The sequence below is a fragment of the Streptococcus sp. GS001 genome (assembly GCF_021595565.1).
In the GTDB taxonomy this organism is placed as follows: domain Bacteria; phylum Bacillota; class Bacilli; order Lactobacillales; family Streptococcaceae; genus Streptococcus; species Streptococcus xiaochunlingii.
In genome coordinates, this window is the sequence record NZ_JACSYJ010000001.1 from 57,290 (window position 1) to 78,817 (window position 21,528).

The following is a 21,528-nucleotide window of genomic DNA, read 5'->3' on the forward strand; positions in this document are numbered from 1 at the left end:
GCTGTCAATAGTGGAGACTTCCGGCCACCCAACCGGTACAGAGGGCAGAAGTAATGTTAAAGCCTCCTGTATGGGCATTGATATCCAGGACCTCCCCAGCAAAATGAAGACCGGGGACCAACTTACTTTCTAAGGTCTTGGGATTGATTTCCTTGAGGCTGACGCCACCTTTGGTTACAAAAGATTTGGCCAAGGACATCTTTCCAGTTATAGGGATTGGGAGTTCCTTTACTTTCGCTAGTACGGCATCGATTTCTTTAGGAGAGAGTTGCTTCACCTTTTCCGGAAAATCCTGGGCAAAGAATTCCGCCAGGCGTTCTGGCAGATAGGCCTTCAGAACATTCTTTAGAGATTTTTCCCGGTTTTCCTCTAGGATTGCTGTGAGTTCTTCCTTAGAATAGTGAGGGAGACTGTCTAGTGTTAGGATCTCTCCTCCTTTGACAAAGCTTGACATGCGAAGGGCGGCCGGGCCAGACAGGCCAAAGTGGGTAAAGAGGAGGTCATGGGTAATGTGGTGTTTGCCATAGTGGAGGGTCACATCGTCTAAGGAAATCCCTTGAAGGGCCTTGTGGGGGAAATCTGTCAGGAGGGGGCTTTCAGCAGCTTCTAGTTCTGTAATAGTGTGCTGGAAGTGACGAGCGATATCGTGGCCAAAGCCGGTAGAGCCCGTCGAAGGGTAGGACTTTCCACCGGTTGTCACAATCAAGCGGTCTGCAGTCCAGGTCTCGTCTTTTGATTTGATGACGAATTGTCCATCGATTTTCTTCACAGAGGTTACCTCTACTTGGCAGCGGACTTGACCGCCAAGTTCGGCAATCTTATCTGTCAGAGCTTGAATAATCGTTTGGGAACGATCTGAAGCTGGAAAGACACGACCATGGTCTTCGACCTTGAGTTTGACCCCGTTTTCTGTGAAGAAGCGGATGATATCATGATTGTCAAATTGAGAAAAGACACTGTAAAGGAAACGTCCGTTTCCTGGAATGCCTGCTAGGAGATCGTCCAGGCTCCCATTGTTGGTCACATTGCACCGGCCTCCACCAGTCCCAGCTAGTTTTTTCCCTAGTTTGCGGTTTTTTTCCAAGAGGAGGGTTGCTTGCCCGTAGAAGGCACTAGAGATGGTGGCCATCATACCAGCAGGGCCTCCTCCGATGACAATGGTATCGTAGTGGTTCATAAGGTCTCCTTTTTCTCGTCTCGTTTTATTTCCAGTTCATTGTAACATAAAAAATGGACCCTGTCCCCAGGCTCCACTTTTTATGAGTTAATTGTCTTCGTCTGGATTTTGACGGAGGTGGATGGAATAACGCTTAGGAGGGTAAATGCCGATTTCAGGACCCCAGCGTGGGAAGAGCTGATTGGTTTTCTTCCCAGCGGCGTACTTGGCTTCTGCCGCCATTTCCCAGAGCTCTTCGTAGAGATCACCGAGCAAGAAGTCGAGCTCTTGATAATAGAGGTCTGGCTTTCCGTAGTCACTAAGGCTTAGTTCCATCAAACCATAGACTTGTAGCTTATGGTCCATAAGTCTACGTCCGTCTACCTTGTTAGAGTGAACGATAATGCGTCCGAAGGGATCATTTCTCCGGATGCGTTCGAGCTCTTTGTAGGCGTTGATTCCAGAATTTCCTTGACAGGAGAAGAAGTAAATGTTTTTCAAGTCATAGTCGATATAAGAGATATTTCCATTATAGACCAGCTTGACTGGTAGATTACGAACTCGTTTTTTCTCTAGATAGTTGTTAATATGTTCGACCAACATCTTAGAGGGATAATTGTATTCAATGACATAGATCATAGTTTCTTTCCTTTGCTATTGAGTAAATAACTGAGCTATCTTTCAGTTACGAATAGTATACAAGCTTTTGGAGTCAGATAGGGGGAAAAATCTATTTGGTTCATTTTTGAAGCTATTCGGTTCATTTTGGAGGAGCAAAGGAGAAAAAATCGCTAAAGGAATACGAAGAAAATGGGGAAGTGGGGGGCGAAGAAGGGCATATTTTTTGAAAATGCAAAGAAAATTTACCGAAGTCTTTCATTTGTGCTATAATCAAGGGGAAGTGACGTCATGGAAAGAAGGGTATCATGAGTTTAGAACAGTTAGAGCGGAAATCACTCCAAGAAATCAATCAATCCGTCAAGGTTCCCAAGGGAACTTCTTTTTGGAAGACCTTGTTATTGTTTTCAGGTCCGGGGAGCCTAGTAGCAGTGGGCTACATGGATCCTGGGAACTGGATCACCAGCGTTGTTGGAGGGGCTCACTATCGTTACTTGCTCTTGTCGGTGGTTCTCTTGTCTTCCTTGATTGCCATGCAATTGCAACAGATGGCTGGGAAACTAGGGATTGTCCATCGGAAAGATTTGGCCCAAACAACAGCGACGCATTTGCCCAAGTGGCTCCGCTATATTCTTTGGATAGTGATTGAATTAGCCTTGATGGCGACAGATTTAGCAGAAGTCATTGGTTCCGGGATTGCACTCCATTTGCTGTTCGGATGGCCCTTGCTCTTTTCTATTTTGGTCACCATCCTGGATGTCTTCCTCCTCCTCGGACTTATGCACTTAGGTTTTCGTAAGATTGAGGCTATTGTCTCCACCTTGATTTTGACCATTCTGGGGATTTTTATCTACCTTGTGGTCCTATCAAAACCAGATATAGGTGGCATTTTTGCTGGCTTTCTTCCTCAGAAGGAAATCGTAGGTATCGGTCTTCCTAAGGGATCACAAGCCTTGACACTGGCCTTGGGGATAATTGGTGCAACCGTCATGCCCCATAATCTCTATTTGCATTCCTCCATTTCACAGACACGCAAGGTCGATTATGAGGATCCTGCAGATGTTCGTCGGGCTGTGCGTTTCATGACCTGGGACTCCAATATTGAATTAACCCTGGCTTTTGTTGTCAACTCTCTCTTGCTGATTCTCGGAGCGGCCCTCTTTTTTGGACATGCAGAAGAAATTGGAGCCTTCTCTAGTATGTATGATGCCTTGCAAAACAATGCCATTGCAGGAGCTATTGCAAGTCCTTTTCTGTCCACTTTGTTTGCTGTTGCTTTGTTAGCAAGTGGTCAGAATTCAACAATTACAGGCACTCTGACGGGTCAAATTGCCATGGAAGGTTTCCTTAGATTCCGCCTTCCTCAATGGCTTGTCCGCCTCTTTACACGGATGTTGGCCCTCACTCCTGTCCTGATTGTCGCCTTTCTCTTTGGAGACCAGGAAAGTGTTCTAGATGATTTGTTGGTCTATTCTCAAGTCTTCTTGTCTCTGGCTCTACCATTTTCAATTTTTCCCTTGGTTTACTTTACCTCCAATAAAAAAATCATGGGAGAATTTGTCAATGCAAAATGGAATACCTACTTAGCTTACGGAGTAGCGACTCTTCTGACTCTTTTAAACGTCCAACTCATTGTGACGACGCTCTTTAAATAAAAAATCAGCTTTGTCGGACGGGGAAAACATGCTATAATAGGAGGGAAGTTCCCATCTAGCTAGAAAATGGGCAGAAGTGGGCAGTAAAAACTAAACAAGAGGGCCTAAACCCTTGATACGAAAGGAATCTAGAAAATCTTATGATGAATATGCAGAATATGATGAAGCAAGCACAAAAGCTTCAGAAACAAATGGAACAAAGTCAGGCAGAATTGGCGGCTTCTCAATTTGTTGGCAAATCCGCTCAGGACTTGGTCGTTGCTACCTTGACAGGTGATAAAAAGGTGGTATCCATCGAATTTAACCCGGCAGTCGTGGACCCAGAAGATACAGAAACTCTTTCTGATATGACTGTTCAAGCTATCAATGCGGCCATCGAAGAAATTGATGCAGCAACCAAGAAAAAATTGGGAGCTTTTGCTGGTAAATTACCATTCTAAGCATACAGAGAAAACCTCTATCAGATGATAGAGGTTTTTTTAGTCGTTAAAAAAATTGGAGAGGTCCAATCCACCAAAAGGAGAGGTAGAAAAGGATTCTTGTTCGGTTAGGAGTTGCCGGGCTCGGTCTGATTCGAGAAAGGATTCATAAACAAGGGCAGTCATTCGGGCATCTTCTAGACTATCATGCGATTTTCCAGCCACTCCTAAAAACTGAGCAACTGTATGGAGCTGCAAGTTTTTAATCCCATGGAGGTCAGAAGGCCGGCGTTTAGAAGCTTCCTCAAAGACATCAACAGCATATTGGTCTGTGAACTCTAGCCCATTTTCCGCTAGGATAGGGAGGTCACTCTTGATGGCATTGTATCCAATGAGGGGACTATCTGCAACAAAATCTCGAAACTCCTCTAGAACTTGCTCGAGTGGGGGAGCTTGGAGGATTTTATCAGATGTGATCCCGGTGAGGCCATTGATAAAGCTCTTTAGTGGTTTATCCGTATAGGCATAGGAATCATAGTGGGCAACTTCTTGGCCATCTGCAAAGCGGACAGCAGAAATTTGGATAATGTGGTACTTTCCTTCAAATTGATTAAATTCTAAATCAAAGGAGACATAGTGGCTTAATTCTTTCAAGGGAACTCCTTCATCTAATGGGTGTTTTTGGATTTTCTAATTGTTGAGGGGAGTCAAAGGCATAGAAAAAACTGACCGAAGTCAGTTTTTAGCGACCAAAGACGCGTCTCCAGAAGCCTTTACTCTCTTGTTCTTGAACCTTTTCATTGGCTTGATCTAATTCTAATTTCAATGTTTCACGGTCATTCATAGCCTGAAGGGTTAGCTGTTGTTGTTGGTCGAGCTGTTTGTCTTTTTCAGCAATCTGAACATCTTTGACACGCAACTGCTCATCCTTTTTAGCTAATTGCTCATCTTTGGATTTTAGCTGGTCGTCTTTTGCTTTTAGTTGTTCGTAGAGACGGACGATTTCGGCATTTTTTTCATCTACCAAAATTTCCATCAATTCACGCTGTTTCACATCATCGCTGACGGGCTCGTCTTCAAAGATGGTCTTTTTGTAGATTTCTTCTAGCTTAATCAAGCCACTACGGGTTACGACGGTAACTCCCTTATCATTTTTTTCTGTATCTTCAGGATCTAGGGCCTTGACACGGTTATTGACCGCTTGGCGACTAACTCCTAGAATTTCAGCAATTTCGCTGACTGTTTTTTCGATAGCCATAATATCCTCTAAACTCTTTTTCTATGAAATACTCTCTTAGATATTATCATAAGTAGGCAAGGCTGTCAAATCAAGCAAGGGAAGGGACGACAAGGAAAAAGCATGAAATTCCTTAATCCATCTCAGGAAGGGTTAAGCTGGAGTTGGCCAGATCAATAGTGAGTTGGTAGTCTGTTTGGTCGCGGACAGTGATCTCGAAGTCGGTTGTATAAAGGACGAGACGAAGAGTGGTCCCTTTCTCCAGTTTGTAGATGGTTGGTTGGAGTTCAAAGTCGAATTCCATCCATTCTCCAGGGGTTACAGGTTCGACTTGTAAGAGATCATGACGGTTTTGAAGGTTGAGATAGCCCTTTGTAATCACCCGTTGGCCGGCTTCCTTGAAGGGCAACTCAGTCAAGTTGTCTAACATATGGTAACGACCGTTATCAAGGGTGCGGACGGATAGGACAGCTGGATAGGGTTGGAGATATTTCTTGCTTCCTAGCTCCATGAGTTGGGCTGAGAGCAAGCCTTTGTTTGTGCTAGATTGGAGCCGCAGGTGAAGGCGAGCTTTTCCGTTGAGGTGTAGGTCTTCTGCGATCGGAAGGTCGATGGTCACTTGTTGCGCCTTATCTTGGTAGAGGTCGGTTAAGAAGGTCGGATAAGCTTTGCCATAGCGCTCATAGTCTTCCGTCTCATAACGGTTTTGGATGACTTTCTCACCATCTCCCAGTGGGAAGGTCCGCAGTGCAACTTGATTGCCAAAGTCTTCCAAGGAGGTCCAACTTTGTTCTCCTGTATTGTCCTGCCAGATGACGGTTGGCAATTCATAACTTGAATCATAGCCCAGTAATTTTTTAGAAAGGAGGGCGTTCATGCTCTCACGGAAGTCAATGGACTGCCAGTTGTTGAGATAGACATGGGCCCCATTGTGATAGAAGAGGTGTTTCTTGATGTTGGCTGGAAGGGCTTGGAACATTTGGTATACATGGAGGGGCTTCACGTTCCAGTCTTGGGAACCATGGGTGAAGACGACCTCTGCCTTGACTTTGTCTGCCTGAAGGAGATAGTTGCGGTCATGCCAGAATTGGTTGTAGTCCCCTGTTTTGCGATCTATTTGCTCTTTAAGCCGTTCCAAATCCGCTAGATGGGCTGCATGGTGGCGGAGATAGTCTCCAGCCCGAAGGGCGCGTGAATAGGTCAACTCAGCGAGCGAATCAAAATCCTCTCCAGGATAGCCACCAGGACTTGTGACAAGGCCATTTTCGCGGTAGTAGTTGTACCAAGAGGAAATACCAGCTTCTGCGATGATCACTTCTAGGCCATCAACCCCTGTGGTAGCCAGTCCATTGGACATGGTTCCTAGGTAGGATAAGCCCGTCGTAGCAACCTTGCCGTTAGACCAATCAGCCTTGATTTGGCGTTGGCGACTATGGTCTGTGAAGGCACGACAGCGTCCGTTGAGCCAGTCGATGACATTTTTATAGGCCTCGATTTGACGGTAATCTCCATTAGTCATCAAACCTTGGGAGTCCTTGGTCCCTAGACCGGAGACGTAGAGATTGGCGAAGCCACGGGCGAGAAGGTAGTCATTGAGAGTATAACTGCTGTTGATATGAGTGAGGGTTTCTTCAGCCTCAGAGACCAGTCGGGCTTCTCCAACTGGGTCAACGGTTTCGAGCGTGGGTTGACTGACTTGGATGCTTCTTGCTTCTTTTTTCTCCAGGTCCACATTCATATTATAGAGAGCCTTGTCACTGGCCTTGTCATTGGTTCCTTGGTGATAAGGGCTGGCAGTCATGACGGCTGGAATTTTTCCTTCATAGCGAGGGCGAATAATATTGACCTTGATCAAATCTGGAAGGCCATCTTGGTCGCTATCAATCCGACTTTCCACATAGACCACCTCACGAATCACATCATGGCAGTTAAAGGTAGCTAGACTTTTTCCGTTGAAAAAGTGGTAGCGATTGTCTTCAGGGATCAAGCCATCACTGACCAACTGTTCAATGAGTAAATTCCCTTTGACTGTTCGAGTATTGAGGAGGTGATAGAGGTTCTCAACCAAGTTTCCATACTCAATCGGAATTTGGACTTCTTTTAAGAAGCTGTCCGTATTTTCAAAGTCAATAAAATAGCGGAAACCGAGCAATTGGAGGGCCACTGTGTAGAAAATATTTGGAGACCATTCGCGGTCAGATTGGAAATAGCTCAGGAGATCTGTTTCAGCATCCGCCACTAGGTTAGAGAGAGGATAATCTGTATTTTTGTAGGTGAAATAAACCTTGCGAACAAACCATTCAAACAGTTCTTTCTCTGTAAGATGAAGGGGAAGGTCAAACCCGATTTCTTTCAGTTCCTTTAGAATGTCTGCTTGGTCGACTGGTAGATAGCTATATTGATTGAATTTCATAGGATGCTCCTTTTATCAGCTTCACTGTTTCTTTACTTCTTATATTATACGTGATAAAATAGTATTTGTCTAAAGACCTTTGATCTCTGAAGGAGGGTGTCATGGTGAGAAAATTATCTGTTGAAGAAGTTGCAAGAAGACGGACTTTATTGTTTGGGGTTCTTGCCGTCATTTTTGGGATCCTCATTTTTCGAAACGGTGTTGGTTTCACAAAATTTTCCTTGGATCTATTAGCCATTTACTTTTTAGTTGATGGACTAGGAAGCTTTCTTCTTCGCTTTTTGTTACGTAGCAAGTCTATTTCCTATAGCCACTCTATTTGGTTTATTTTTCTTTCACTTGCGTTGATCTGGTTGAATCGACTGAGTAGTCTGCCCGTAAACTTAGTTGTGATTTGTTTAGGGGCATATCAGTTGGGGAGTGCCATTGTCTATGGGATCACATTTTGGCTTTATAAGGCCAATCGGGTAAAAGGAGGCTGGCTCTATTTATGGGATGCGCTTTTAAACGGTGGGATTGGTCTAGCAACTGTCTTGGAACCTGGTTCAGATGGGCACTTCCAATTTATCCTCTTGGGGGCTTATCTGGTCTTGTTGGGGATTTCTAATATTCGAGATGGTATTTTATTTGACAAAGACCAACAAGGCCAAGAGTTAAAACGTCGCTTTCGTATTAGCCTACCGGTTATCTTTGCAGCCTTTATCCCTGCTAAGGAGTTAAAACGGTTTAACCAGTTTCTTCAAAAAGGGAGCTCGGCGGGACACACAGGCCCTTATCGATTGGTGAAAAAAGAAGAAGAGGCAAGGGAATTAGAAATTTTGGTTCATACTTCTGACAGCAACTTATTTGGAGCGATTGGGCATGTAGATATTTGTTATCAGGGGAAGGTCATTTCTTACGGAAGTTACGATCCCTTTTCAGAGCGTCTATTTGGGACGATTGGGGATGGCGTACTGTTTAAAGTGGATAAGGAACCATACATCGAACTATGTAAAAAAGAGAGTCAAAAGACGCTGTTTGGCTACAGCCTATCCCTTACCGAAGAAGAGAATCAGGCAGTAGAGAAGCGTCTAGCTGAAATTGATCAGTTGTTAGAACCTTGGGATCCACCTAGTAGGTTACTGGAAGACGGTCAGCCGACCTACGCTTACAAATTGAAATATGATTTAGGGGCTGAGCTATATAAATTTACTTCTTCGCGTTTTAAATCTTACTTTGTTCTGTCTACGAATTGCTGCCTGTTAGCAGATTCCATTGTGGGACAGGCGGGAACGGCTGTATTAGATGTGCGTGGAGTGATTGCACCAGGGACCTATCAGGATTACTTAGAATACGAATTTGAAGCTCCAAACGGGCGGGTCCATACACGAACAGTATATTAAGTAAAGAAAGACAGATTCAAAATTTTGAGAAATCTGTCTTTTTTGCACAAGATTTCTTGTAAAAAAAAAGAAAATCTTTTAAAATATAAAAGACTTGGAGGAATTATGTGCATAAATAAGATTAGTAGTATTTCACCCGTATTAAAAACAAACAATCGAAATGTCAATCAAGAATTTTTTGAAAAGGTCTTAGGAATGAAAACCCTGTTGGAAGATGGGGCTTTATTATCCCTTGGAGATCAATCGAAGACAGACCGCCTCTATTTAGAGGAATCCCCTAGTATGAGAACCCGTAAGGTTGAGGGACCAAAACGCTTGGCTTGCTTAAAGATTCGCGTGACCAACCCGCAAGAAATTGAGTGGCTTCTGGCTCGTGGTCATCAAGTTGATCGCCTCTTCAGAGGGGAAAATGGCTATGCCTTTGAAGCTCTTTCGCCAGAAGGAGATCGTATCTTGCTCCATGCGGAAGAGCAAGTGGACAGTTTAACTGAAATTGAGGAAGTTCCAGATTTTCAAGCGAATGAAGAGTTTACAACCTTGACGGAGTTTTTCGTAGAAAAGATAGTTCTTCGTGTACCTAATGTAGAGACTTCTACAGCTTTCTATCAACAACTACCTGGCTTAGAAGAGTATTTAGACTTAGAAGCATCAGATGGTCCGGACCTCACACTAGCTAATGGACAGACTTGGGACCTTTGTCAGGTCAAGGTCATTCTAGAGCCATTTGTAGCAAGTGAAGTGGCCTCTTGCTTTGGAGATCAGGTGACTTTTGTACCAAAAAGGCAACAATTTGTCTTGGTTGAGGATCCAAGCAAGATTGAATGGTGGTTCGAAGCCTAAGCAAGTCTTTGGCTGATTGAAATGAGTGAAGAAAAATGGAAAAAATCATCCAAAAAATTCAAGAGCAAATAGGAGCAGGCATCTACCCAGGTGCCTCTCTTGCGCTCTATCAGAAAGGAAGCTGGCAGGAGTATTACTTGGGACTAGCTGATCCAGACAAGCAAGAGCCAGTTATTCCTGGCTTGACCTATGATTTAGCCAGTGTGAGTAAGGTCGTCGGAGTTGGAACGGTTCTTGCTTTTCTGGTCCGACAAGGGCAAATTGATATCGATCGTCCCTTAGCTTCTCACTATCCGGATATGGAGCAGGCAGAGGTGACCATCCGTCAGCTTTTAACCCATACTTCTGGGCTGGATCCTTTCATCCCTAGACGAGATGACTTGGATGCTGAGGGCTTAAAAGAAGCCCTGCACCGTTTGAAGCTCAAGGACAATCGCCAGTTCCACTATACAGATGTCAATTTTCTTTTGTTGGGCTTTCTTCTGGAGAAGTGGTATGGTCAGGATTTGGCCCAGATTTTTCAGGAGCAAGTCTTTGCACCTTGGCAAATGAAGGAGACTACTTTTGGCCCGGTTTCTCAAGCGGTGCCAACCCTTCGTGGCGTTCCAGCTGGTGTCGTCCATGATCCGAAAGCGCGTGTACTGGGAGTCCATGCCGGAAGTGCAGGTCTGTTTTCGACCATTAGAGATATGGAAATTTTCCTGGAGCATTACTTACAGGATCCTTTTGCAGAGATTTTATCGCAGAACTATGCTTTAGAAAAAGGGAAGATGCGCTCTCTGGCCTGGAATCTGGAAGGAGACTGGTTGGACCATACAGGTTATACAGGAACCTTCCTTCTCTATAATCGCAAGCTCCAATTGGCAGCTATTTTCCTATCCAATCGGACCTATGAAAAAGATGAGCGGGCCCAATGGATCCTGGATCGGAATCAACTCATGGAGCTCATCAAAAGAGAAATGGAAGGAACCGGAAAAAATCCTTCCTAAGACGGAGAAAGAAGCGTGGTTTAGCCATCGCTTTTTTTCTTTTTTTATATTAAAATGGAAGGAGAGAGGATTGTATTAAGCAATCTATAGCAGAAAGAACGAAGATAACTGAGAGACATATGACTAGATCGATAGGTGTCGGACAAGCACATAGCAAGATTATTTTAATAGGAGAGCATGCGGTTGTTTATGGCTATCCAGCCATTGCCTTGCCCCTCCTTAACATTCAGGTCACTTGTCAGATTGTACCTGCGGAGCGTCCGTGGGTCCTTTTTGAGAATGATAGCTTATCTATGGCCGTTTACGCTTCTTTAGAGCATTTGGGGATTGAGGAGGCGGCTATCGCTTGCCGGATTGACTCCATGATTCCGTCCCAGCGGGGGATGGGGTCCTCGGCTGCTGTCAGTATTGCGGCAATTCGAGCAGTCTTTGATTACTTTGGGCGAGATTTGAGTCAAGAGACTTTGGAAATCTTGGTTAATCGAGCGGAAATGATTGCCCATGTGAATCCAAGTGGGCTGGATGCCAAGACCTGTCTCAGCGATCAGCCGATTAAATTCATTCGAAATGTCGGCTTCAGTGAATTAGAGGTTAATTTGGGTGCCAAGCTGGTCATTGCAGATACAGGTATCCATGGCCATACCAAAGAAGCCATTCAGAAGGTCAAGGAGTTGGGAACAGCAGCCCTCGCTAGTTTCCATGAAATTGGACTTCTAACTGAGTACGCAGAAAAAGCTCTTGCTCAAAAAGATGCTTTCACCTTGGGACGCATCTTAACAGACTGCCATCATCATTTGCAAGCAGTGGGAGTGAGTTGTCCAGAAGCGGATCAATTGGTGGAACTAGCCTTAGGGAGTGGAGCCTTGGGAGCCAAGATGAGTGGTGGTGGGCTCGGTGGCTGTATCATTGCCCTTGCTGCAGACCAGGAACAAGCAGAGATGATCGCAAAAGAACTAAGAAATAAAGGAGTGGAGGAGTTATGGATCGAAAACCTGTAAGCGTGAAATCGTATGCCAATATCGCCATTATTAAGTATTGGGGCAAGGAAAACAGTGAAGCAATGGTGCCATCAACTAGTTCCATTTCCTTGACCTTGGAAAATATGTATACGGAGACTCGACTTAGTCCTTTGGGGCCTGAAGCCAAGTCCCATGCCTTCTTTATTGATGGGGTCTTCCAGAATGAAGCGGAGCAGGCCAAGATTGGAGCAGTCATCGACCGTTTTAAACCAGAAGGGGAGACAGGCTTTGTGCGGGTTGATACCAGCAACAATATGCCGACAGCTGCAGGACTTTCTTCTAGTTCCAGTGGCTTATCTGCCTTGGTAAAAGCCTGCAATCGCTATTACCAACTGGGAATGACGCAGGCAGAACAAGCTCAAGCGGCTAAGTTTGCCTCCGGTTCGTCTTCTCGTTCCTTCTTTGGCCCCTTAGCTGCTTGGGACAAGGATACTGGGGAAATTTACCAGGTGGAAACGGACCTCAAACTGGCTATGATCATGCTAGTGTTAAACGACCAACAAAAAATTCTTTCTAGTCGGGAAGGGATGAAACGGTGCACGGAAACCTCTACCAATTTCCAAGAATGGATCCGCCAGTCAGCCCGGGATTACCAAGATATGCTGGGTTACCTGAAGGACAATGATTTTGAAAAAGTAGGGGAATTGACCGAACGGAATGCTCTTCTCATGCATTCTACAACCAAGACTGCAAGTCCAGCCTTTTCCTATTTGACGGATAAGAGCTACGAGGCCATGGAGTTCGTGCGCTCTCTTCGTGAAGAAGGGAAACGTTGCTACTTCACCATGGATGCAGGTCCGAATGTGAAGGTTCTCTGTCTAGAAGAGGATCTGGACCAATTGGTTCCACTTTTTGAACAAGACTACCGTATCATTGTCTCCAAGACCAAGGATTTATCCCATGAAGATTAAGAAAGAAGTTCGTGCAGGTGGGAAGCTGTATGTCGCTGGGGAATATTCTATCTTAACTCCTGGACAAACAGCCATCATTCAGTTTATCCCTATTTACATGCAGGCAGAAATCCAACCAGCATCTACTTATCGGATTCAGTCGGACATGTTTCCTTTTGCGGTTGATTTGACTCCGAATACGGACTATGCATTGATCCAAGAAACCGTGCATCTGATGAACGCCTACCTCCAGTCACAAGGAGTAGCGATTTCTCCCTTTGATTTACGTATTGGGGGGAAATTTGAGCGAGAGGGTAAGAAATTCGGAATTGGCTCTAGTGGCAGTGTGGTCTTGTTGACCCTCAAAGCCATGGCAGCTCTTTATGATTTCCCCCTGCCTGCAGACTTGCTCTTTCGTTTGGCCTGTTTGGTCTTGATTCAGCGTGGTGACAATGGGTCAATGGGAGACCTAGCTTGTATTGCCTATGAAGGCTTGGTTAGCTACCGCTCTTTTGACAGACGGGCGCTGGCTGATCAATTACAAGATCAGGATCTGGACCAGGTCTTAGCCCTTGATTGGGGATATGAAATCCGGCCTCTTTCCCCTCAGTTGTCCTATACTTTTTTAGTGGGTTGGACCCAAGAACCTGCTATTTCAAGGGACTTGATTAACCAGGTTCGTTCAGCTATTGATCCTGTCTTCTTAGAGGGGACGGAGCAGGCTGTACAAGACCTCTTAGTGGCCTTTCAAGAAGCAGACAGAGACTTAGCCTGGTCCTCTATCGGTCGGGCTAGTGACTTACTTCTATCTCTTAATGAGGTAATTTATACCAAAAAACTAGCCCAATTAAAGAGGGCAGAAGAGGGGTTAAAGGTCATTGCAAAATCCAGTGGCGCTGGAGGAGGAGATTGTGGAATCGCCCTCGCATTTGAGGAGGCTGCTGCCCAAGAAATCGTCAGACGCTGGCAAGAAGCAGGGATTGATTTATTATATTCAGAAAGGATGGGAGAGTATGACGACCAACCGAAAGGATGAACATATTCGTTTGGCCTTGGAACAAACTCCGGGTTACAATAGCTTTGATGAGGTTGAGTTGATTCATTCCTCTTTACCAACTATCGATTTAGATGAGGTGGACTTGACAACTCATTTTGCGGGTCGTGATTGGGACTACCCTTTTTATATCAATGCCATGACAGGTGGCAGTGCCAAGGGGGGAGAAATCAATCGGAAGTTGGCCCAGGTGGCAGAAGCCTGTGGTATTCTCTTTGTGACAGGTTCTTATAGTGCAGCTTTGAAGGATCCTCAGGATAGCTCCTATCGAGTCAAGGACCTTCATCCGGACCTACTCTTTGCGACCAATATCGGGATTGACAAACCGCTTGAATTGGGCATACAGACGATTGAAGAGACCCAGCCCCTCTTTCTCCAACTCCATGTCAACCTCATGCAGGAGCTTCTCATGCCCGAAGGGGAACGAAGCTTTAGAAACTGGCAAGGCCATTTAGCAGGTTATGCAAAGCAACTTCCAGTGCCCTTGGTGCTAAAAGAGGTCGGTTTTGGTATGGATGCCGGAACTATCCAAAGAGCTATCGAACTAGGTGTCAGGACAGTTGATATTTCTGGTAGAGGTGGGACCAGTTTTGCCTATATCGAAAACCGTCGGGGAGGCAATCGCTCCTATCTCAATGACTGGGGACAAACAACGGTCCAAGCCCTACTTGGGGCTCAACCACTGATGGATCAGGTCGAGGTTCTCGCCTCTGGTGGCGTTCGTCATCCCTTGGATATGATCAAGGCACTGGTTCTAGGAGCCAAGGGGGTCGGTCTTTCTCGGACCATTTTAGAATTGGTAGAGACAAAGCCGATTGACGAGGCCATCGCCCAAGTCAATGCTTGGAAAGAGGATTTACGCCTGATTATGTGTGCCCTTTCTTGTCAGACAATTGCCGATTTAAGAAAGGTTCCCTATATTCTTTACGGACGAGTAAAAGAAGGACACGAACAAATCTCTTCCATCCATGATTAACTTGAAGAAACTAGCAAAAATCCCTCCGTTTACACGGAAGGATTTTTTACTTACTTTGACGAATTTCCTCTAAAACAGCTTGGGCTTTTTCCAGGTTAAAGGGTTTGTCCTCTAGCAATGCTTGCACCACCGGAGCCACCTCTGACGGAGTAGCTCCAGCAAGTAGGGCGAGTGACTTAGCCTGGAGTTTCATATGCCCATGTTGAATACCGGTGCTGACCAAGGCCTTAAGCGCTGCAAAGTTTTGAGCTAGGCCAACGGATACAATAATCCGTGCAAGAGTCTGGGCGTCAGGATTTCCAAGTAGTTCATGAGCCACTTGAACACTTGGATTGAGTCCGATGGAGCCTCCCTTGGTAGCGATAGGCATGGGAAGGGTCAGCTGACCTTCTAGGACTTGCTGTTCTGGATGATCCATCCAGTTAGATAGTCCTAGAGCTTGTCCGGATCGACTGGCATAGGTATGGCCACCTGCTTCAATCGCCCGCCAGTCATTTCCAGTTGCTAAGACGACAGCATCGATGCCATTGAAAATTCCCTTGTTGTGAGTCGCTGCTCGATAAGGATCAACAGCCGCTAATTGACTGGCCAGAGCTATTTTCTGAGCAATTTCGGCAGCTTCCTTGGGATCACGACTGAGAAAGCGGTAGTCTATGTGACACCTTGCAGTGACGAGGGCATCTGTTGCTAGGTTGGACAAAATAGCCATTAAGCCTTGGCCCCCGGATAACTCTTCTAAAGGGTCGACCAGAGCTTCCAACATGGTGTTGAGCATGTTAGCCCCCATGGCTTCTTTTGGATCAACGGATAGGTAGCAAATGAGAAAGTCACCTTTCACCTCTGTCCAGAGATCTCGTGCCCCACCTCCCCGTTTAACGATGGAAGGATAGGCTTGATTGGCCAGTTGGAGCAGTTCTTCTTTAGCTTCTGTAATCGCCTGACTGGCCTTTTCTTTATTGCTGACATCATAGAGAGCCACTTGCCCAATCATTTGACGCTTGTGAACCTGGGTCTGAAACCCACCTGAACGCTTGATCAACCCTGCAGCATAAGAAGCAGCAGCAATGACAGAGGGTTCTTCCGTCACCATTGGGACCTGAATTTCCTGATCATCTATCTGGAAGCCAGGAGCTATACCAAAGGGCAAGGCTAAGGTGCCGAGGACATTTTCGACCATTTCATTGGCAAGAGAAAGGGGCAATGTGTCATTGTCCCTTACTGTTTGTAGTCCTTCTTCTGAAAGGAGTCCGGCCTGAGCCAGTTTCTCGATACGCTCTGCTGGACTTGCTTTTGAAAAACCAGTTAATTTAACCATGGTGTTCTACCTTTACATAGGTTCGTTGGTGTTCGTTGATTTCTGATAAGGCAAAGGTTTGATCTTGGTAACCTTGGAAGGTTTGATTGCCTTCAGCATCTAATTGTGCCTCTTCGAAGAAGATCTTCTCATATTCGGCAATCGTAAGAGCTTTTCGCTGATCCAATTCTGCCATACGATTTGGATGGAGCATTTGCTCATATCCTTCGACTAAGTGAGCACTAAAAATCTCAGCGACTGCGCCACTTCCATATCCATAGAGGGCGATCCGGTCGCCAGCCACTAGTTGAGGCTGATTCTCTAAGAGAGAAAGCAAACCTAGGAAGAGGGAACCCGTATAGATATTCCCAACCTTTTGGCTGTAGAGAATGGACTGTTCAAAATTGTATTGCAATTGGGCTTGTTTCTCAGGAGAAAGACTCTTATCAAGAATCTTTTTTAAGCCCTTAAGAGCAAGCTTGGGATAAGGTAGGTGGAAGCAGATCGCATCAAAATCATCCAATGTCAGACCAGTCCGTTTTTGATACTCTGTCCAAGTTGTTTTCAAGCAATCCAAGTACTGTTGGGTCGAATAGATCCCATTGACAAAGGGAGTGCTTGAGTAGTTGGGACGCCAGAAATCCATGACATCACGGGTTTGAGCTACATTATCATCATTAAAGGCTAGGATACGTGGGTTCTGCGTCACTAGCATAGCGACAGATCCAGCTCCTTGAGTCGGTTCTCCAGGGGTGTCGATCCCATATTTTGCAATATCACTGGCAATGACCAACACCTTGCTCAGTGGGAACTTTTCAACATGAAGCTTAGCATAGTCCAAAGCGGCCGTTGCAGCATAGCAGGCTTCCTTCATTTCAAAGCTCCGAGCAAAGGGTTGGATTCCTAGGAGACCGTGAACGAAAACAGCAGCAGCCTTACTCTGGTCAATTCCTGACTCGGTCGCCAGGATGACCATATCAATTTCTTCTTTTTCTTCTTCGGTTAAAATACTATGGCTGGCACTTGCTCCAAGTGTGACGATATCCTCTGTAATAGGGGCAATACTCAGTTCTTTCAATAAGAGCCCTTTACTGAGTTTCTCTGGATCTGTATTTCGAGCAGCCGCTAGCTCACTTAAGCGCAAGACATACTGGCTGGTCGCAAATCCAATCTTATCAATACCGATTGTCATAAATAACCTCTTTTAATTTGATATCTACTAGTATATTTCGTTACTATTTTACCATATTTGAGAGCAAAACTCCCTTGAAAAAGCCAGAACAGTTTGGAAATCATTCTTAGGACCGAGTTGGGCAAGGGGATTTTTTGAAAAAAAGAGGACGAAAAACAAAAAAGCCATCCCTAGATGGCTTTTCAACTCTTATGCTTGCTTATCTTTTTTAGGATTGCTCATGATTCGTATGAAGAGCTCTTTGCATTTGTCTCTTAGAACATTTTCGTAGAAGACGATTAAAGCGATGTATACAATCAGAAAGTTCAAGGTCAGATAGAACAAGTCAAATGAATTACGGGCATAGATAGTCGCTGATTGATAGGAGGGGAGGGCTCCTAGGATCATCCAAGGAAGATACTTGATATACTTGTTTAGCATCATACATCACCTCGCATACTTTAAAGGATTTGTTTTTTTCACTATCATTGTACTCCTTTTAAATAAAAATGCAAGCGATTACATATAAAAATTTAGAAAACCAATGCTAGTTGGCATTGGTCATTTTTCTTTTTTGATGGCGTTGGTAAGAATGGTAGAGTTTCAAGACGACAGACCCGCTAGCCATCCCGATAGAGATAACCAAGGCCAGAATAACAACTAGGGTCACACTGGTCACGGCTTGCTGATATTGGCCACTAACAAAGAAGGAGGTGGTCCGATAGGAAATATATCCAGGAACCAAAGGAGCGAGAATAGCTAGCATAAAGACAACGACAGGCGTCTTGTAGATGATACTTAAAATTTGACTGATACAAGAACCGACAATGGCGGCGATAAAAGTCGCAATGATAACATTGGTAGGTCCTTTCAAGATATAGTAGAGCAACCAAATAGCCATCCCTAAAATTCCTCCAGGGAGTAGCATGGAACGTTGCACGTTGAGGACGATTAAAAAGGTAATGATGGCAATCAAACTCGCCACGGCTTGGATTAAAAATTCGATTAGATTCATGATTCTATTTCATAAGGACAAGAGCGACGGTCGTTCCGGCACCAAGGGCAAGAGTAATGAGCAGGGTCTCAAAGAGTTTACTCATCCCAGAGTTGAGGTGGTTGTTCATCAGATCCCTGACGGCATTGGTCATGGCAATCCCAGGAACGAAAGGCATGACACAACCAGCAATTATGAGATCGGTATTGGAAGGAAAACCACTATAGCGGGCCCAAATATGGGCCAAAAAGCCAAAGACAAAGGCTGCCGCAAAAGCAGTGGCAAAAGGGATGCGCACGTATTTCTCAACTACTAGAGAGAAAGCATAGGCAAAGACAGTCGCAATACCTGCTCCTATCGCATCATAAAAATTCCCGCCAAACATAATGGAGAAAAAAGGGGCGCTAAGAGTTGCCGCGATGGTTAACTGCAAATTGGTATAGGGGACTTCCTTCTGCTTCAATTGGATCAAGGCTTGGTAGGCTTCTTCGAGATTGATGTGCCCAGAGACTAATTGGCGAGAAATCTGATTGACATCACAGACCTTCTCGATATTGTAATTGGTCCGCAGGATCCGCTTCATCCGCGTGATATTGGCATTTTCGATTGAAAAGAAAATAGCGACTGGCATCGCTAAGGCATTGCAATCATCGATTCCTTGAGAATGAGCAATCCGGATCATGGTATCCTCCACCCGATGGATTTCAGAACCACTCTCTAAAAGGAGGGTTCCTGCCAACATGAGGACATCAATCACGCGGTCCATATCTTTAGACGATTCCATTGTTCTTCCTGTTCTGTTAATAGATTGCTTCCATTATATCAAAATTTCACTGATTTGTACTAGTGTTACCACGGATTTAGTCAAGACAGGACAAGAAAAAACCAGCCGTTTCCGACTGGTTTGAAAAATCTATTTGAATCTTAGCTCAATGCATCATCCATAGAAAGAACTTCGTGGAAGACACGTTGTGTCAATTCAGTTTTTTGTTCTGGAGTGAGGTATTTAGTGTTTACACAGTATCCAGAGATACGAACGATAACGTCTTCACCGCTCATGATCTTTTCGTAAACGTCTGACAAGTCCATAACGTTCAAGTTAACGTGTTGTCCACCGTTTTCGAAGTATCCATCAAGGATAGTTACCAAGTTGTCTACTTGTTCGTCACGAGTTTTACCAAGAGCACGAGGTGACACTTGAGTAGTGAGTGAGATACCGTCAGCTGCGTAACCAAAGTCAAGGCTAGCAAGTGAGTTCAAGTTTTGCAACCATCCACCTTTAGCTTTGTTAGATGGGTTAGCACCTGGTGAGAAGAATTCCAATTTGCTTGTGTTCACAGAACCATCTTCGTTGAGGTATACCCCTTTGTGGACTGGTGAGTTACCAGTTTGTTTAGAGTAAGCAACGTTAGAAGTGATAGTCAAAAGTGAAACTGTAGCTTCTGCATTCTTGTAAAGTTTGTGGCTGCGAAGACGAGTAGTGTAAGCTTCGATCAACCATTCTGCCAATTCGTTAGAACGTGGGTCATCTTCACCCCAACGTGGGTATTCACCGATTGTTTCGTAATCGTAGATGTAGCCATCTTCGTCACGGATTGGTTTAACAGTAGCGTATTTGATTGCTGACAAAGTATCAACAGTGTTAGCGAATCCACAGATACCGAATCCCATGTTTGCGCGTTGGTGAGTTGGCAAGAAGGCCATTTGAACAGCTTCGTAGTTGTACTTATCAGTCATGTAGTGGATGATGTTCAAAGCATCTACGTAAGTGTCAGTCAACCAGTCAAGTGATTTTTCGAAGTTTGCTTTAACAGATTCGAATTCAAGAACTTCGTCACGGATAGGATCGATGTCAAATACTTTGTAGTCTTTATGAACGTCGTCGTAACCACCGTTCAAACCAGTAAGAAGAGCTTTAAGCACGTTTACACGAGCACCGAAGTACTGGATGTTGTGGCGTTGTTCTTCGTTTTCTGGGTCAAGTGGAGATACACAACATGAGATACAGCTCATTTCACCGTATCCGTCTTTCGCCATTGTTGTTACACCTTCGTATTGGATAGAAGAGTGTTTGTGGCTCATGTGCATACAGTAGCGACGGAAGCTGTATGGCAATTTGTCAGTCCAAAGAACTGTCAAGTTTGGTTCTGGAGAGTTACCGATGTTGTCCAAAGTGTTCAAGAAACGGAAGTCCATCTTAGTAACACGGTGACGTCCGTCGTTACCCATACCAGCCATAGAAGTTGTGATGAAGGTTGGGTCACCTGAGTACAATTGGTCGTAAGCTTTTGTACGAGCAAATTTAACAGTACGCAATTTCATAACGAAATCATCAACGAATTCTTGGATTTCAGACTCAGTGTAAGTACCACGAGCCAAGTCACGTTCAGCGTAGATATCCAAAACGATTGGCACACGTCCAAGAGAAGTAGCAGCACCGTTGATCACACGGCAGACAGCCATGAAGGCGATGTTTGTCCATTGAATTGCTTCTTTTGTATCGAAGGCAGGACGACGTACGTCTACACCATAAAGGTCACCCAATTTAACAACTTCTTGGAGTGCTTGGTATTGAAGGTTTACTTCTTCACGAAGACGGATTGATTCTTCATCGATTTCAGTAATCGCATTCCAGTCGTTTGCTTTTTCAGCCATCAAGTAGTCAGCTCCGTAAAGGGCCAAACGAGCATAAACCCCGATGATACGTCCACGTGAGTATGCATCTGGAAGACCAGTTACTGTGTGAGCGTGACGTGCACGACGGATGTTTGTAGTATAAGCACGGAAGATACCGTCGTTAACTGTTGTCACATATTTTGTGAAGATTTCATGCACAGCTGGATCTGGCTCAAATCCATTTTCTTTCAAAGTAGTTTCCGCCATACGGATACCACCACGAGGCATGAAGTTCAATTTGAACAACTCATCGTTTTGGATACCGAAGATGACTTCGTTTTCTTTGTCGATGTATCCAGCTGCGATATCAGCGATAGAAGTTGGACGAGTATCGTATGGGAAACGAGTTTCTTCGTAGTGTGCTTTTGTCTCTTCAACAATCTTCTTGATGTGAAGTGAACGTTCTGTTGGGCCAGCTAAGAAGCTTTCGTCTCCATCATATGGAGTGTAGTTAGCTTGTACAAAGCGTGAGACACTGGCTCTTTCTTTCCAGTCTTCACCTTGGAAGCCTTCCCAGGCTTTGTCAAAAATGTCTTGTGCTTCAACAACTGTTTTAACAACCATGTTTAAATCCTCTTTTGTCTTTCTAGCAACAAATCTGTTGCACTTACAATAGTAGTATACCATATGGAAATCGGTTTCACAAAGGGAATAGCAAAAAGATTTTGGATTCTTTTATAATACAGAAGGGTAAATATGAATAAACTGTATTATATTTTTGTCTTAGAAGAGGTAGGAATTAGTA

At 44.7% G+C, this 21,528-nt stretch carries 20 protein-coding genes; 9 read left to right on the top strand and 11 right to left on the bottom strand.

Features of this window, described 5'->3' with window-relative positions; translation table 11 throughout:
- Positions 1-4: 4 nt before the first annotated feature.
- Both H8S88_RS00245 and H8S88_RS00250 read right to left on the bottom strand, forming a co-directional pair.
- Positions 5-1,177, bottom strand: a complete 1,173-nt coding sequence (locus H8S88_RS00245) for an NAD(P)/FAD-dependent oxidoreductase (RefSeq protein WP_048690830.1) — start codon at positions 1,175-1,177, stop codon at positions 5-7.
- 87 nt (positions 1,178-1,264) lie between these two features.
- Complete coding sequence (locus H8S88_RS00250) at positions 1,265-1,795, bottom strand: hypothetical protein (protein ID WP_006595548.1); 531 nt, start codon at positions 1,793-1,795, stop codon at positions 1,265-1,267.
- A gap of 287 nt (positions 1,796-2,082) precedes the next feature.
- Between H8S88_RS00250 and H8S88_RS00255 the strand changes: the two genes are divergently transcribed.
- Both H8S88_RS00255 and H8S88_RS00260 read left to right on the top strand, forming a co-directional pair.
- Complete coding sequence (locus H8S88_RS00255; RefSeq protein ID WP_048789980.1) at positions 2,083-3,429, top strand: Nramp family divalent metal transporter; 1,347 nt, start codon at positions 2,083-2,085, stop codon at positions 3,427-3,429.
- 140 nt (positions 3,430-3,569) lie between these two features.
- Positions 3,570-3,869 carry a YbaB/EbfC family nucleoid-associated protein gene (locus H8S88_RS00260; protein ID WP_048690824.1) on the top strand — a complete coding sequence of 100 codons (300 nt, stop codon included), beginning with the start codon at positions 3,570-3,572 and terminating at the stop codon, positions 3,867-3,869.
- A 39-nt stretch (positions 3,870-3,908) separates the two neighbouring features.
- Here H8S88_RS00260 and H8S88_RS00265 read toward each other — a convergent pair whose 3' ends face one another.
- The 3 genes from H8S88_RS00265 to H8S88_RS00275 all read right to left on the bottom strand — a co-directional run bounded on the left by H8S88_RS00265 (position 3,909) and on the right by H8S88_RS00275 (position 7,498).
- Positions 3,909-4,502 carry a 3'-5' exonuclease gene (locus H8S88_RS00265; RefSeq protein ID WP_048789981.1) on the bottom strand — a complete coding sequence of 198 codons (594 nt, stop codon included), beginning with the start codon at positions 4,500-4,502 and terminating at the stop codon, positions 3,909-3,911.
- 88 nt (positions 4,503-4,590) lie between these two features.
- Positions 4,591-5,106, bottom strand: coding sequence for a DUF536 domain-containing protein (locus H8S88_RS00270; protein WP_048690819.1), 516 nt, complete (start codon positions 5,104-5,106; stop codon positions 4,591-4,593).
- Positions 5,107-5,218: 112 nt separating this feature from the next.
- Positions 5,219-7,498, bottom strand: coding sequence for a Xaa-Pro dipeptidyl-peptidase (locus H8S88_RS00275; RefSeq protein WP_125334970.1), 2,280 nt, complete (start codon positions 7,496-7,498; stop codon positions 5,219-5,221).
- A 101-nt stretch (positions 7,499-7,599) separates the two neighbouring features.
- Between H8S88_RS00275 and H8S88_RS00280 the strand changes: the two genes are divergently transcribed.
- The 7 genes from H8S88_RS00280 to fni all read left to right on the top strand — a co-directional run bounded on the left by H8S88_RS00280 (position 7,600) and on the right by fni (position 14,648).
- The gene (locus H8S88_RS00280; RefSeq protein ID WP_023024458.1) at positions 7,600-8,880 is read left to right on the top strand and encodes a DUF308 domain-containing protein; all 1,281 of its coding nucleotides are present in this window, start codon (positions 7,600-7,602) and stop codon (positions 8,878-8,880) included.
- A 105-nt stretch (positions 8,881-8,985) separates the two neighbouring features.
- Positions 8,986-9,720 carry a CppA N-terminal domain-containing protein gene (locus H8S88_RS00285; RefSeq protein ID WP_023024457.1) on the top strand — a complete coding sequence of 245 codons (735 nt, stop codon included), beginning with the start codon at positions 8,986-8,988 and terminating at the stop codon, positions 9,718-9,720.
- A gap of 35 nt (positions 9,721-9,755) precedes the next feature.
- Positions 9,756-10,709, top strand: coding sequence for a serine hydrolase domain-containing protein (locus H8S88_RS00290; RefSeq protein WP_023027285.1), 954 nt, complete (start codon positions 9,756-9,758; stop codon positions 10,707-10,709).
- 119 nt (positions 10,710-10,828) lie between these two features.
- Complete coding sequence (gene mvk / locus H8S88_RS00295; protein WP_125334968.1) at positions 10,829-11,707, top strand: mevalonate kinase; 879 nt, start codon at positions 10,829-10,831, stop codon at positions 11,705-11,707.
- On the top strand, positions 11,689-12,639 hold the full coding sequence (mvaD, locus tag H8S88_RS00300) for a diphosphomevalonate decarboxylase (protein WP_123159582.1): 951 nt from the start codon (positions 11,689-11,691) through the stop codon (positions 12,637-12,639). Before mvk ends, mvaD begins: the two co-directional genes overlap by 19 nt.
- Positions 12,629-13,654 carry a phosphomevalonate kinase gene (locus H8S88_RS00305; RefSeq protein ID WP_023027282.1) on the top strand — a complete coding sequence of 342 codons (1,026 nt, stop codon included), beginning with the start codon at positions 12,629-12,631 and terminating at the stop codon, positions 13,652-13,654. The genes mvaD and H8S88_RS00305 overlap by 11 nt, the downstream gene beginning before the upstream one ends.
- Positions 13,632-14,648 (top strand): type 2 isopentenyl-diphosphate Delta-isomerase, encoded by a 1,017-nt coding sequence (gene fni, locus H8S88_RS00310; RefSeq protein WP_125334966.1) that lies wholly within the window; start codon positions 13,632-13,634, stop codon positions 14,646-14,648. The genes H8S88_RS00305 and fni overlap by 23 nt, the downstream gene beginning before the upstream one ends.
- Before the next feature lie 46 nt (positions 14,649-14,694).
- Here the strand turns inward: fni and H8S88_RS00315 are convergent, their stop codons facing one another.
- From H8S88_RS00315 to pflB, 6 genes are all read right to left on the bottom strand, one after another.
- Entirely contained in the window at positions 14,695-15,963 is a 1,269-nt protein-coding gene (locus tag H8S88_RS00315) for a hydroxymethylglutaryl-CoA reductase, degradative (protein WP_125334964.1), read from the bottom strand.
- Positions 15,956-17,134: a hydroxymethylglutaryl-CoA synthase gene (locus H8S88_RS00320; RefSeq protein WP_125334962.1), complete on the bottom strand. Its 1,179-nt coding sequence runs from the start codon at positions 17,132-17,134 to the stop codon at positions 15,956-15,958. Before H8S88_RS00320 ends, H8S88_RS00315 begins: the two co-directional genes overlap by 8 nt.
- 189 nt (positions 17,135-17,323) lie before the next feature.
- Positions 17,324-17,554 carry a hypothetical protein gene (locus H8S88_RS00325; RefSeq protein ID WP_042759938.1) on the bottom strand — a complete coding sequence of 77 codons (231 nt, stop codon included), beginning with the start codon at positions 17,552-17,554 and terminating at the stop codon, positions 17,324-17,326.
- 106 nt (positions 17,555-17,660) lie between these two features.
- Positions 17,661-18,128: a threonine/serine exporter family protein gene (locus H8S88_RS00330; protein ID WP_048688397.1), complete on the bottom strand. Its 468-nt coding sequence runs from the start codon at positions 18,126-18,128 to the stop codon at positions 17,661-17,663.
- 4 nt (positions 18,129-18,132) lie between these two features.
- On the bottom strand, positions 18,133-18,891 hold the full coding sequence (locus tag H8S88_RS00335) for a threonine/serine exporter family protein (RefSeq protein ID WP_125334960.1): 759 nt from the start codon (positions 18,889-18,891) through the stop codon (positions 18,133-18,135).
- 140 nt (positions 18,892-19,031) lie between these two features.
- Entirely contained in the window at positions 19,032-21,347 is a 2,316-nt protein-coding gene (pflB, locus tag H8S88_RS00340; protein ID WP_125334958.1) for a formate C-acetyltransferase, read from the bottom strand.
- Between the last annotated feature and the right edge of the window lie 181 nt (positions 21,348-21,528).